Origin of the sequence: Deefgea sp. CFH1-16 (genome assembly GCF_016881365.1) — a bacterium.
GTDB lineage: Bacteria > Pseudomonadota > Gammaproteobacteria > Burkholderiales > Chitinibacteraceae > Deefgea.
Genome location: NZ_WLYT01000001.1, coordinates 1,184,277 through 1,196,542, shown reverse-complemented (window position 1 = coordinate 1,196,542; position 12,266 = coordinate 1,184,277). Strand labels below are relative to the sequence as shown.

The following is a 12,266-nucleotide window of genomic DNA, read 5'->3' as shown; positions in this document are numbered from 1 at the left end:
GCTTTGTCTATTTAAGAATAGGTGTTGAGCTTAAGGTTTGGGTCAGTAATGGATTCTTTGGTTTTGGGCCGTACGCTACTGCAGCAAGGGCAGTCTCATCAGGCATTGCAACACTTTCTTGATGGTCTGACTTATGCCCAAGCAGAGCAGAGTAATGAAGCCGGTCATTGGCTGGCAATCGCTGATATTGTGCATGACAGTGGGCAATTTGAACGCGCTTTAAGCTTGCATCAGCACGCGCTCTCTCTGGCTGAGGGTGAGGCGCACTATTGTTCGGCGTATTTAGGTCTGGCTGCCGATTTGTGGGCGATGGGCCAAGAGACAGTAGCCGCGCCATTGCAAGCACAAGCGTTAGCAATGAGCGTGATGCAAAACGATGCCGTTTTATTGGCGCAATCTGCTCGCTTGTATCAATTACAGCAACAATGGAGCGCGGCTTTGGCGCAATTGGAGCAGGCCGTGGTATTGGTCGACGATGGCGAAAGCTTTATGTTGCATTGGTCGATTTTGTCGCTGTATCTACAAATAAATCAAATTGATGGCTTACCAGCGGCGATCAGCCGGGCGAGTTCGGCTTTGGCGCATGCTGGCGCCAGTGATTTGCGCGGCGCAATGCTGATTAAATTGGCGCAGGCGAGCCAAGCGTGCCAGCAGTTCGCGGCGGCAGTTGATTTTTATCAGGCGGCCATGTTGCATTTAGCGCAACAAAAAAAAACCACAACGTGCACGGCGCTTACGTGAGGTCGAATTCAAACTCCAGCAAACTACTAGCGATATTGAGATTGACCTACTGCGGCTAAAAAACGCTCAGCAAGATGAACAGGTGCGTTTGCTGGAAAGCACTACTTATCGTGATGCGGTGACGGGCTTACATAATTTACGGTATTTGGAAGCGCGCTGGCCAATGCTGCTGGCTCAGGCGATTGATCATCCCTCTTTATGTGTATTGCATCTTGGCGTTGATCAATCGACCTATTTACGCGACGTAATGGGCGAAGCAAAAAGTAATGATTGCAGTGTGCGCATTGCCAAGGTTTTGCAAGACACGCTACCAGAAGGGGCGGAGTTGATTGCGGGCGGGCAGTTGGTCTTTAAATTGATATTGCCCGCTAGCTCGGCAGACTTGGCCAATGTATTGATTGAGCAAATTCAACATCAGCTCGCGTTATTGGATTTTAGTGATTTACCCGAGGCACTGACGCTGAGTATGGGCGGCACAATTTATCAGCAGGGCGACACCGTGGACGTATTGCAATTGCGTGCCGATTTGGCTTTGTATTTGGCGATGCGTCATGGCGCGGGTGCCGTGGTGTGGGAGATGGCAGTATGACCGCGCGTTTAGCATTATTGACTCAACTTGAGACGGTGTTAAGTTGTGCCGAGTGTGGCTCGCCGCCTTTGCCCGATCAAGCGCAGCAATGGGTGGCTGAAAGCCAAGCTGACCCGCGGTTACACGGGATGGCGTTAGATATTTTGGGGCACGCCCATCAACATTTTAGTGCGCATCATGCGGCGCAAGCGGCATTTAGTGCTGCGGCTGAGCGTTATCGGCAGGCTGGACAGATAGGCAGTTCGACCAATTCATTACTGCTGTTGGCGACGTCTTATTTATTGAATGATCAGCCTTTATTGGCGCTCGATCAATGGACTAAAGCGTTAATGCAGGCCAAAGGGGCACAAAACCTTGGACAATGTGTCCGTGTCTATTTAGGGATTGGGCAGGTTTATATTGGTTTTAACGATGATGAAGCTTCACTGCGTTGCAGTGAAATGGCACTCAAAATGGCGGTGGCGATTGCCGATCCGCTGTTAGAGTGTGATGCCTTGCTGTATGTCGCCAGTGATCAATATCGATTGCAGCGTTATGCTCAAGCTTTAGAGGCGATCGCCCGCGCCGAACGATTGATGGAGCTGCCTTTGCACAATAAAGTCTGGGCGGCAGAAATTGTGTATTACCGTGGCTTGATTCATGCCCAACAAGGGATGTTGCAACAGGCTAAGGTTGAGTTGGCGACTGCGTATGATTTGCATTGCGCCAATGATGATAATTTGTGGGGGAGGGCGCATGCCTTGACCGGTTTGGGTGAAATCCTACTTCAATTACAAGCAGCAGAGGCTGAGACTATTTTATTACAAGCGCAACAATTGGCGGTGCAGGCCGGTGTATCGAGCCTGCAAACTCGATGTAGCAAGGCTTTAATCGATTGTTATCTAGCTAAGCAGCAAGCTGAGTTAGCGCTGCCTTTTTACGCGCAGTTATTTGCACAGCAATCTTTACCTGAGCGAAAAATCAGCGCAACGCATCGCAAAAAAATAATAATGCAGCTTGAAACACAAAGCCGGGTATTGCAGCTACAAAAAATGCCTGCAACCTCGCTGCATCAGCCCGTAGTCTAAAAAAGAATTGGGTATGATGTTGTAATCCTTGTTGATTGAATTCTTCAGCAATATACCCACTCAAATTTTTGAAAAATGGCTTGAATTTGATAGCTTTCCCGAATCAATATTTGGCTTGTTTGGATGTACACTAAGTTATGGAATCACAAACTTTTCTTTCCGCTTTTATTTTGTTGCTCTTGGTGATTGATCCCTTGGGCGGCATTCCTTTGTTTGTCGCAATGATGAAAAAAGTCCCTAAGGCGCGGCGCTGGCGAATGATTATTCGCGAGGTCAGTGTCGCGTTTGTGGTGCTGGTGACTTTTATGTTGTTTGGCCAAAAGTTTCTTGAAGTCATGCATTTGTCGCAAACCTCACTGGGCATTGCTGGTGGCGTGATTTTGTTTTTAATTGCGCTGCGGATGGTGTTTCCTCACCCAGATGGCGTTTTTGGCGACACCAGCGAGGGCGAGCCGTATATTGTGCCGTTGGCGATTCCTTTATTGGCAGGGCCATCGGCATTGGCCACGGTGTTGTTATTGGTTTCGCGCGATCCGGAGCGGATTGAAGTGTGGGTGGCAGCATTGGCCTTGACGATGCTGATTTGCGCGCTGACGTTAGCGTTTTCAGAAAAAATTAGCCAAGTGCTCGGCGCGCAAGTAACGACGGCATTTGAGCGTTTAATGGGTTTGATTTTGACGGCGATTGCCGTGCAAATGTTACTCGATGGGATTCGACAGTATTTAGTGTCGCTTTAATCACGATATTTAGGCGCTTTGCGCTGAAGATCAAAGGGTGTTTGATGCGTCACAAGCTGTATCGCAGGTGTTCGGCGCTAGAATGAGAGGATTGTTAACGATGGGTTTGTACTGCGAGACAAACAACGTTAGCAAATACCTTGGTGTAGTTATTTTTAATGGCGGCTAATCAGGAGTTGAACCATGACACAGAATGAATTGAAAGAAGCGGTAGGCCGTGCAGCAGTCGCCTATGTGCCTGAAAATTGTATTGTTGGCGTTGGTACTGGTTCGACTGCCAATTACTTTATTGATGCTTTAGCTGAAATCAAAGGCCAAATTAAAGGCGCGGTGTCTTCGTCAGAGGCGAGCGTTGCGCGTTTAAAATCACACGGGATTCCGGTATTTGATTTAAATACCATTGATGACTTGCCGGTGTATGTTGATGGCGCGGATGAAATTAATCATCAATTGCAAATGATTAAGGGTGGTGGCGCGGCGTTGACGCGCGAGAAAATCATTGCTGCCGTTGCTGGGCAATTTATTTGTATTTGCGATGAAAGCAAATTGGTCGATGTATTGGGTAGTTTTCCGTTGCCGGTTGAAGTGATCCCAATGGCGCGCTCTTATGTGGCGCGTGAGTTGGTTAAATTGGGCGGACATCCCGCTTACCGTGAAGGCGTCGTGACTGATAACGGTAATATCATCATTGATGTGCATGGATTGTCGATTAGTCAGGCGACCGTGCTGGAAACACAAATCAATCAAATCGTTTGCGTTGTAACTAACGGTTTATTTGCCCATCGCCGTGCTGACGTGCTCTTATTGGGTACGGCTAACGGGGTGAAAACCATTAAATAAGCGAGCAGCGGCGGATGAAAAGTTCGCCGCTCACGGGCAGATGAAACAGTACTGTAATAAAAAGCTGGTATTTTGCACCGATTAATACACTGGAGAAGCTGTGTCATGTCAGAACATATTTCAAAGCAATTTGATGCCGATTTAGAGGCAATTCGCTCCCAAGTGATGGGAATGGCCGGCTTGGTCGAAGAGCAAGTTCGCTTGGCGATGCAAGCTTTGGCATCGGGCGATGTGGCAATTATTAATAAAGTCATTGATCAAGAAACGCAAGTGAATCAAATGCACGTCAAGCTTGATGATATGTGCGTGCATATGATTGCGCGTCGTCAGCCTGCAGCCACCGATTTGCGGATGGTGATGACGGTGATTAAGTCGGTTGAGGATTTGGAGCGCATTGGCGATAAAGCCTACCGAATTTGCAAACGGGCAAAAAACATTTATGAATCAGGCCGTTTGCAAGTGCCACGTTTTCATGACCTCAACCATATTGCGGATTTGGCGCTGGATATGTTGTCCAATGCGCTCGATTCATTTGCCCGTATGGATGCGGTGAGTGCATCAGAAGTCATTCGTGCTGACGCGCAGCTGGATCAAGAATATCAAGCGCTGCATCGCCAATTGATTACCGTCATGATGGAAGATCCACGTTCGATTACCTTGATTTTGGATATTTTGTGGATTGCCAAAGCCATTGAGCGTATTGGTGATTTGGGGGTGAATGTTGCCGAGCATGTGATTTACTTGGTTAAAGGCCAAGATGTTCGCCATAAAACCCAAGAAGAAGTCGATCGCGTCGCTTTGCAGTAAGCTGATGGATTAGATTAGGGTGAGGGTCTGTTGACGTTTGGTTTGTGGATCGCGTTTGTGCTGATTTTGGCCTGAAACAAGGCGAAAGACGCGTGGCATAGTCATTCTATGCAAGCGTTTTTCAACGCAGTGTCAGGCTGACTTGATTTAAAAAAGCCGCAGCCAAACCCTAAGGGCTGGGCGCTTTTCGCGGCATCTCTGCGTTATTTCATGCTCGAATAACGGGTTATTGGTCGCATAAAATGCCTTGATCTGCCGCGAAAATCGCTCCATCGCGACCGAAAACCAAACGACAACAGACCCTAGGTTTATTGCCCTAGTCTGAAGGAAGTAGTGTCTAATAAAGGGCGGCTGTGGCTGCCCTTTATGATTTGCGTTTGCCACAAACATGACTTTTACGTATTGTTATGCCCGCAAACCCGCTACCTACTGGAGTTTTACTGAATGGGCGACTGTTCTGTCATTGCCGCTGTGGATCTCGGCTCCAACAGTTTTCGCTTGCAAGTCGCCCGTGTGGTCGAAGGGGCTTTGTTTCCGCTGGATTCTTTGAAAGAAACGGTTCGTTTAGGCGCCGGTTTAGATGCCCATGGTTGTTTAACTGCTGAAGCTATCGACGAAATGACCGCAGCACTGGCGCGATTTGGGGAGCGTTTAGCCGGTTTGCCGCCGCAATGCGTGCGTGCTGTTGCCACCAATACCTTTCGTATCGCTAGAAATAGCGCCGCTTTTTTACCTCAGGCCGAGGCGGCCTTGGGTTTTCCCATTGAGATTATTGCTGGCCGTGAAGAAGCGCGATTAATTTATATCGGTGCCGCACACAGTTTGCCGAGTACGCGTGAGCGCCGCTTGGTGATTGATATTGGCGGCGGATCAACCGAGTTAATCATCGGCAGTCAGTATCGCTCATTTAGTACCGAAAGCATTCAGCTCGGTTGTGTGGGCTGGAGTGCGCGTTATTTTCCCGATGGCGTCATTACGCGTGAGCGAATGGAAACCGCTGAGCTCGCGGCGCGCGGGGGGCTTTCTTGCCCTTGGTGCCCACGTTTTACTCGGGAGAGTGGCAAAGAGCGATCGGTACTTCAGGCACCGCACGATCTTTAGCGGATATTTTAGAATTAAACGATTTATCGCCACTGGGTATTACTCGCGATGGTTTAGCGGCTTTGCGCAGCAAAATGATTGCGGCTGGCCATATCAATCATTTGCAATTAAACGGTTTACGCGATGATCGGCGCCCAGTATTACCCGGTGGTTTAGCGATTATGCAGGCAGCGTTTGATATGCTCGGTATTGAGCGTATGTCGATTACTTATGGCGCGCTGCGTGATGGCGTGCTGTATGACTTGGTACAACGCCAAACCCAATACGATGTGCGAGACCGAACGGTCGATTTCTTTCAGCGCCGTTACCATGTGGATGGACCGCAAGCGTATCGAGTGTCGCAATTGGCTGCGCAATTATTTGATGTGCTGCGCGGTGAAACGCAAAGCGATGATGTCGTGCTGGCCAGAAACCTTACGATGGCTGCGGGTTTGCACGAGGTGGGGCGCTCGATTGCCCATGCCAGCTACCATAAGCATTCAGCGTATATTTTGCAGCATGCCGATATGCCGGGTTTTTCTAAGCGTGAACAAAATTGGTTGTCACGGCTGGTGCTGGCGCATGCTGGTAGTTTGAGCAAACTCGCCGATCAAGAGATTCAACCTGCCGAGTGGGATGCCATTTTATGCTTACGCATGGCGGTGTTGTTTTATCGTGCTCGTCTGGATGAGGCACCGCCATTGGGTTTGCTGTCGCATTGTGCTGGCGGCTATTGCTTAGAATTAGACGCGGCGTGGTTAGAGGCGCATCCACTCACGATGTATGCCTTAAATGAGGAAATCACTGCATGGCAAAACATGGGCGTAAATCTAATGATTCGAGCCGTCGCCAACGTATAAAAGCGCATTTAAATTCAGCGAAGGCTGGCGCAGATCCCGGTACTTTGCAATATGTCGGCGGTGTAGCACCGGCGGCAACGCTAGCGACGTTAATTGAATTTGGTCCTTTGCCAGGGGATTACCTGGCGACCAGTTTTAGCGACGTTGATGTCGGCCGAACTTTTCAGCCGACGTTCAATACCTTGTGGTTAAACGTGCATGGCTTAGAAAATATTGCAATCCTCAAGTTAATTGGTCAGCGGTTTAAATTGCATCCGCTGGTTTTAGAGGACATTCTGAATACCCAGCAGCGTCCCAAGGTTGAGCAATATCCCGGCTATTTGTATATCACCGCTCGATTGATGAATTGGGACGCTGACGGTGTTTCCGGCGAGCAAGTGAGCTTGATTGTCGGACGTGGTTTTGTGCTGACCTTTCAAGAAAAACCCAGCGGCACTTTTGCGGCGATTCGCGATACGCTTAAAAATAGTGAGTCCCAAATTCGTAAATTGGGCCCCGATTATTTAGCCTATGCCTTATTGGATAAACTGGTTGATCGTTATTTCTTAGTGCTTGAGCAATTGGGTGAGCGCTGCGAAGAACTGGACGAAGCAATTAATAGTGAAAGCCAGCCCGAGCATATGGTTGAAGTGCAGTCATTACGTCGTAGTTTGCAGCAAATAAAGCGCAGTCTGTGGCCGATGCGAGAGATGCTCAATGTGCTGCAGCGAGATGACGCCGATTTTTTTCATAGTGAAACCCAGCTGTATTTGCGTGATGTGTACGACCATACGGTGCAATCGATTGAAACCGTTGAAGCACTACGTGAAATGATTTCCGGTCTGCAAGAAATCTATCTTTCATTGCAGTCGCAGCGACTCAATGAACAAATGCGGCTACTCACCGTCATAACCACCATTTTTATGCCGCTAACGCTGATTGCCGGTATCTACGGCATGAATTTTGACGTCATGCCCGAGCTACGCTGGACCTATGGTTACTACGCGGCCTTGGGGCTAATGGGCTGTGTTGCGGTGTTTTTGGGTTTATTCTTTTGGTTGCGACGTTGGGTCTGATGGATTGGGTATATCTATGAAGACATTAAAATTAAAGACTTTTGTCGATATACCCATTAACTATCCAGCAGATGGAAGACTCAGATTTGAATCCATCGGGGATTGATTTATAACCACCACGCCAGCAAAAACACCCCCAGCATAGCTAAGGCCAAACCGACTTTAGCAATTGCGCCAAGCAACATGCCGATGCCACTGGCGAATCCGACTTTACCGGCGTGTAGCATATCTTTTCTGGCATAAAACTCACCCGCAGCAGCGCCTAAAAACGGGCCGAGGATTAAACCAACAATCCCGCCGAGCATGCCGACAATCGAGCCAATTAAAGCCCCCCAGACAGCGTAGCGGCTCGCGCCAACGCGTTTAGCTCCCATTGCGCCGGCAATGTATTCGAGAACGCTGGCGACCAGCATCATGACCAATAACAGGCTGAGTGACGGCCAGCTAACGTTAATAAATTGATTGCCCCAGGCGATGAGTAACATGCCGAGAAAGATTAAAGGCGTTGATGGCAGCAAAGGTAAAATGGTGCCGGCTAAACCAGCCAGAATCATGCTTGCGCCAAGTAGGTAGCTGATGATTTCAAACGTTTCCAAGATCGCGCTCCAAGGGGAATCAATTATTTTTAATGCGGGTTGGACTACGGCAATGCTAAAAAGATGCTCAGCGGGTGAAAAATAATATCGCAATAAAACAGTCATTTATTGAATATCGTCTCCTTTGGTCTATAGAAAAGCGTGAAAGGAGTTGACGTAAGGCACGTGCTGGTGTTTAATTGCGGCTCTTCGAAACGAAGTAGTGTTTCGAGTGGCTCGTTAGCTCAGTTGGTAGAGCAGCGGATTGAAAATCCGCGTGTCCTTGGTTCGATTCCGAGACGAGCCACCAAGGAATTCAAGGGTTTAGCTGTAAGCTAGGCCCTTTTTCAAATGCTTAGTTAAGCATGGCTCGTTAGCTCAGTTGGTAGAGCAGCGGATTGAAAATCCGCGTGTCCTTGGTTCGATTCCGAGACGAGCCACCAGTATTTCGGTTTAAATCCGAAGCAAAAACCCGCTAGCGCAAGCTGAGCGGGTTTTTTTGTTTTTCTGCGGTATATTTCGCCAGCGTTTACTGCATAAGGCGCTTAGATTAATACATGCAATAAAAAAGGCAGCGTGAGCTGCCTTTTTGTCATTTAAGCCGTAAAAGGTTTAATCTTGGCGTTCAACTTGGCTAACGTCACGCACGGCGCCAGTGTCGGCGCTGGTGGTCATTGCGGCGTAGGCGCGTAGGGCTGGGCTGACCACGCGTTGACGCGAAACCGGTTTCCAAGCCAGCTTGCCACGGGATTCCATTGCCGTGCGGCGCGCATCCAGTGCGGTGGCGTCAATTTTTAGATTGATGGTGCGGTTTGGAATGTCGATTTCAATCGTGTCGCCTTCTTCGACTAAGCCAATTGCACCACCTTCGGCAGCTTCTGGGCTGGCGTGGCCAATCGACAAGCCGGAAGTGCCGCCAGAGAAGCGACCGTCAGTCAGTAGTGCGCATTCTTTGCCGAGACCTTTCGACTTGAGGTACGACGTTGGATACAGCATTTCTTGCATGCCTGGGCCGCCTTTAGGGCCTTCGTAGCGAATAATCACGACATCGCCAGCAATCACTTCGTCGGCCAAAATACTGGCGACTGCATCGTCTTGTGATTCGTAGACGCGGGCGCGACCGGTAAACTTCAAGATCGAGTCATCGACACCCGCGGTTTTGACGATGCAGCCGCGCTCGGCAATGTTGCCGTACAGTACTGCCAGTCCGCCGTCTTGCGAGTAGGCGTGTTCTTTGTTGCGGATGCAGCCGCCTTCGCGGTCGAGGTCGAGGTCGGGGTAGCGCATCGATTGGCTAAATGCAATCGTCGTGGCGACGCCGCCAGGCGCTGCGCGGTAAAATAAGTGCGCCAAACTATCTGGGCCATTTTTGACGATGTCCCATTGATCTAAGCCTTCGCCTAGCGTTTTGGCGTGTACCGTCGGTACGTCGCGATGAATCAGTCCAGCGCGTGATAATTCTGCGAGTAGGGCGATAACGCCACCGGCGCGATGCACGTCTTCCATGTGATATTTTTGTGTTGCGGGTGCGACTTTGGCAAGACAAGGAACGCGGCGTGAAATGCGGTCGATGTCGGCCATTTTGAAGTCAACGCCAGCTTCAGAGGCGGCGGCAAGCAAATGCAATACGGTATTGGTGGAGCCGCCCATGGCAACGTCTAGACTCATGGCGTTTTCAAATGCTTCGCGTGTGGCAATTGAGCGTGGCAAAGCAGATTCGTCGCCTTGCTCGTAATAACGCTTGGCAAGCTCAACAATGGTACGGCCCGCTTGTAGGAATAGCTGCTTGCGGTCACCGTGCGTGGCCAGCATTGAGCCATTACCCGGTAATGAGAGGCCAAGTGCTTCGGTGAGACAGTTCATTGAGTTGGCGGTAAACATGCCTGAGCAAGAGCCGCAAGTTGGGCAGGCGCTGCGCTCAACGGCGGCAACTTCTTCGTCGCTTACTCGGCTGTCGGCGGCCTCGACCATTGCGTCAACGAGGTCGAGTTTACGTACCGTGCCTTTCCAGTCGACTTTGCCCGCTTCCATTGGGCCGCCAGAAACGAAAATCACAGGAATATTGAGGCGTAGCGCAGCCATGAGCATGCCGGGGGTGATTTTGTCGCAGTTGGAAATGCAGACAATTGCATCAGCGCAATGCGCGTTGACCATGTATTCGACTGAATCGGCAATTAAATCGCGGCTTGGCAAGCTATACAGCATGCCGCCGTGGCCCATGGCGATGCCGTCGTCAACGGCAATGGTGTTGAATTCTTTGGCGACGCCACCGGCTTTTTCGATTTCGCGTGCGACCAATTGGCCCATATTGTGTAAATGAACGTGCCCAGGAACAAATTGGGTGAACGAGTTGGCGATGGCGATGATGGGTTTATCAAAATCACCATCTTTCATGCCAGTGGCGCGCCAGAGGGCGCGGGCGCCGGCCATGTTGCGGCCGTGGGTGGTGGTGCGAGAACGGTAAGTGGGCATGTCGATTCCTTGGGCAAAATTCAAAACACGTGGCCGATTGTATCGAAAAAAAGCCAGCCTAGGTTTTCGAAGTAGGGGGCTTTGATCTGAGAGATTGAATGTGGTGTGAAAAGGTGATTGAAGTTGTTGGTGAGGCGGTATAATCGGCGGCTACTTTTCTGGCGTTAAGGCGAAATTTTATTATGTTTGTTCATCCGCAGTTTGATCCGGTGGCGATTAGTCTCGGGCCAGTTGGTGTTCACTGGTATGGCTTGATGTATCTGATCGGCTTTGTGTTGTTTGTGATGTTGGGGCGTTGGCGGATTCGCCGTGGTAATCCACCGGGCTGGCAAACAGCAGAAATGGATGATTTATTGTTTTATGGTGTGCTTGGGGTGATTTTGGGTGGGCGCCTGGGCTATGTCTTGTTTTATAAACCGGCATTTTATTTGGCCAATCCATTAGATATCCTTAAGGTGTGGGAGGGCGGGATGGCTTTTCATGGTGGCTTTTTGGGGGGTTTTGGTCGCCATGGCGTTGTTTGGCCGTAAAACTAATCGAAGTTTTTTCCAGGTAACTGACTTTATTGCGCCTTTGGTTCCTTTGGGTTTGGCTGCGGGGCGAATTGGTAACTTTATTAATGGCGAATTGTGGGGGCGCGTTACCGATGCCACTATGCCGCTGGCGATGATCTTTCCGCAGGCGCACGATGGCTTGCCGCGTCATCCATCGCAACTATATCAATTCGCTTTAGAGGGGGTGTTGTTGTTTATCGTGTTGTGGCGCTTCTCGGCTAAGCCTCGCGCTGTGGGTCAAACATCAGCATTATTTTTGATGGGGTATGGTGTGTTCCGTTTTGTTGCGGAATATGCACGTCAACCTGATGATTTCTTGGGTTTGTTGGCGATGAATTTAAGTATGGGGCAGTTGCTATGCTTGCCGATGATCGTCGCTGGGGCGATTTTGTATGCGTGGGCAACGCGACGAAACAAAATGCTGTCAAGAATCTAGGGCTATTTTCTTAATGAAATTAGTCCCTTAGTCGATTTTTTTGTGGTTTGTACAATTTTTTTTGTCAAAAATGTTTGACGACTTGAGGGGCTGTAGTCATAATGCGGGCTCTCTTAGTGGCGGGGTTACCCCAGCGGTCAACGGGTCCGGACTGTAAATCCGGCGGCTCAGCCTTCGAAGGTTCGAATCCTTCCCCCGCCACCATTTAAAAGAGCTTGAATAAAGTTTAGAGAACGAATCAGTTATTAAGTATGCGGGTGTAGCTCAATGGTAGAGCAGAAGCCTTCCAAGCTTACGACGAGGGTTCGATTCCCTTCACCCGCTCCAGTTTATTGCCGATGTAGCTCAGGGGTAGAGCACTCCCTTGGTAAGGGAGAGGCCATGAGTTCAATTCTCATCATCGGCTCCAGTCAATTGTCAGTTATTAATTTATTTCAAGATCTCGAAAAGGAA

The 12,266-nt window shown here is 49.6% G+C and carries 11 protein-coding genes, 5 tRNA genes and 1 pseudogene; 15 read left to right on the top strand and 2 right to left on the bottom strand.

Annotation, left to right across the window (positions count from 1 at the left end; translation table 11 throughout):
* The first annotated feature begins 48 nt into the window (after positions 1 to 48).
* The 9 genes from GKO28_RS06575 (at position 49) to corA (ending at position 7,776) form a co-directional block, all read left to right on the top strand.
* A complete protein-coding gene (locus GKO28_RS06575) occupies positions 49 to 741 on the top strand; it encodes a lipopolysaccharide assembly protein LapB (protein ID WP_182075725.1) in 693 nt (230 codons plus the stop codon).
* 88 nt (positions 742 to 829) lie between these two features.
* Complete coding sequence (locus GKO28_RS06570; protein ID WP_203563971.1) at positions 830 to 1,330, top strand: diguanylate cyclase domain-containing protein; 501 nt, start codon at positions 830 to 832, stop codon at positions 1,328 to 1,330.
* The gene (locus GKO28_RS06565) at positions 1,327 to 2,397 is read left to right on the top strand and encodes a hypothetical protein (RefSeq protein ID WP_182075723.1); all 1,071 of its coding nucleotides are present in this window, start codon (positions 1,327 to 1,329) and stop codon (positions 2,395 to 2,397) included. The genes GKO28_RS06570 and GKO28_RS06565 overlap by 4 nt, the downstream gene beginning before the upstream one ends.
* A gap of 137 nt (positions 2,398 to 2,534) precedes the next feature.
* Positions 2,535 to 3,134: a MarC family protein gene (locus GKO28_RS06560; protein WP_182075722.1), complete on the top strand. Its 600-nt coding sequence runs from the start codon at positions 2,535 to 2,537 to the stop codon at positions 3,132 to 3,134.
* A 183-nt stretch (positions 3,135 to 3,317) separates the two neighbouring features.
* Positions 3,318 to 3,974, top strand: coding sequence for a ribose-5-phosphate isomerase RpiA (gene rpiA, locus GKO28_RS06555; RefSeq protein ID WP_182075721.1), 657 nt, complete (start codon positions 3,318 to 3,320; stop codon positions 3,972 to 3,974).
* Positions 3,975 to 4,079: 105 nt separating this feature from the next.
* Complete coding sequence (gene phoU / locus GKO28_RS06550) at positions 4,080 to 4,781, top strand: phosphate signaling complex protein PhoU (RefSeq protein ID WP_173532467.1); 702 nt, start codon at positions 4,080 to 4,082, stop codon at positions 4,779 to 4,781.
* 444 nt (positions 4,782 to 5,225) lie between these two features.
* Positions 5,226 to 5,882 carry a hypothetical protein gene (locus tag GKO28_RS21250; protein WP_282099245.1) on the top strand — a complete coding sequence of 219 codons (657 nt, stop codon included), beginning with the start codon at positions 5,226 to 5,228 and terminating at the stop codon, positions 5,880 to 5,882.
* Entirely contained in the window at positions 5,816 to 6,721 is a 906-nt protein-coding gene (locus tag GKO28_RS21245) for a hypothetical protein (RefSeq protein ID WP_307839083.1), read from the top strand. The genes GKO28_RS21250 and GKO28_RS21245 overlap by 67 nt, the downstream gene beginning before the upstream one ends.
* Positions 6,670 to 7,776 carry a magnesium/cobalt transporter CorA gene (gene corA, locus GKO28_RS06540; protein WP_182075720.1) on the top strand — a complete coding sequence of 369 codons (1,107 nt, stop codon included), beginning with the start codon at positions 6,670 to 6,672 and terminating at the stop codon, positions 7,774 to 7,776. Before GKO28_RS21245 ends, corA begins: the two co-directional genes overlap by 52 nt.
* Before the next feature lie 107 nt (positions 7,777 to 7,883).
* Here corA and GKO28_RS06535 read toward each other — a convergent pair whose 3' ends face one another.
* Entirely contained in the window at positions 7,884 to 8,372 is a 489-nt protein-coding gene (locus tag GKO28_RS06535) for a DUF456 domain-containing protein (RefSeq protein WP_247646402.1), read from the bottom strand.
* Between the two features lie 213 nt (positions 8,373 to 8,585).
* Between GKO28_RS06535 and GKO28_RS06530 the strand changes: the two genes are divergently transcribed.
* Both GKO28_RS06530 and GKO28_RS06525 read left to right on the top strand, forming a co-directional pair.
* Positions 8,586 to 8,661 (top strand) — tRNA-Phe (locus tag GKO28_RS06530).
* Between the two features lie 57 nt (positions 8,662 to 8,718).
* Positions 8,719 to 8,794: transfer RNA gene (locus GKO28_RS06525), tRNA-Phe, on the top strand.
* 169 nt (positions 8,795 to 8,963) lie between these two features.
* On the opposite strand, the gene ilvD is transcribed toward GKO28_RS06525, so the two are convergent.
* A complete protein-coding gene (ilvD, locus tag GKO28_RS06520) occupies positions 8,964 to 10,823 on the bottom strand; it encodes a dihydroxy-acid dehydratase (RefSeq protein ID WP_182075719.1) in 1,860 nt (619 codons plus the stop codon).
* A 182-nt stretch (positions 10,824 to 11,005) separates the two neighbouring features.
* On the opposite strand from ilvD, the pseudogene lgt reads away from it, so the two are divergent.
* From lgt to GKO28_RS06500, 4 genes and pseudogenes are all read left to right on the top strand, one after another.
* Positions 11,006 to 11,813 (top strand): annotated as a pseudogene (lgt, locus tag GKO28_RS06515) (prolipoprotein diacylglyceryl transferase).
* 118 nt (positions 11,814 to 11,931) lie between these two features.
* Positions 11,932 to 12,017 (top strand) — tRNA-Tyr (locus GKO28_RS06510).
* Between the two features lie 49 nt (positions 12,018 to 12,066).
* A tRNA-Gly gene (locus GKO28_RS06505) sits at positions 12,067 to 12,140 on the top strand.
* Between the two features lie 7 nt (positions 12,141 to 12,147).
* Positions 12,148 to 12,222, top strand: a tRNA-Thr gene (locus GKO28_RS06500).
* Positions 12,223 to 12,266 lie beyond the last annotated feature (44 nt).

Excerpts from the sequence above, each read along its gene's own strand:
- GKO28_RS06575 (WP_182075725.1), top strand. The coding sequence starts at position 49 with ATGGATTCTTTGGTTTTGGGCCGTACGCTACTGCAGCAAGGGCAGTCT.
- GKO28_RS06565 (WP_182075723.1), top strand. The coding sequence starts at position 1,327 with ATGACCGCGCGTTTAGCATTATTGACTCAACTTGAGACGGTGTTAAGT.
- GKO28_RS06560 (WP_182075722.1), top strand. The coding sequence starts at position 2,535 with ATGGAATCACAAACTTTTCTTTCCGCTTTTATTTTGTTGCTCTTGGTG.
- rpiA (WP_182075721.1), top strand. The coding sequence starts at position 3,318 with ATGACACAGAATGAATTGAAAGAAGCGGTAGGCCGTGCAGCAGTCGCC.
- phoU (WP_173532467.1), top strand. The coding sequence starts at position 4,080 with ATGTCAGAACATATTTCAAAGCAATTTGATGCCGATTTAGAGGCAATT.
- GKO28_RS21250 (WP_282099245.1), top strand. The coding sequence starts at position 5,226 with ATGGGCGACTGTTCTGTCATTGCCGCTGTGGATCTCGGCTCCAACAGT.
- corA (WP_182075720.1), top strand. The coding sequence starts at position 6,670 with ATGGCAAAACATGGGCGTAAATCTAATGATTCGAGCCGTCGCCAACGT.
- ilvD (WP_182075719.1), bottom strand. The coding sequence starts at position 10,823 with ATGCCCACTTACCGTTCTCGCACCACCACCCACGGCCGCAACATGGCC.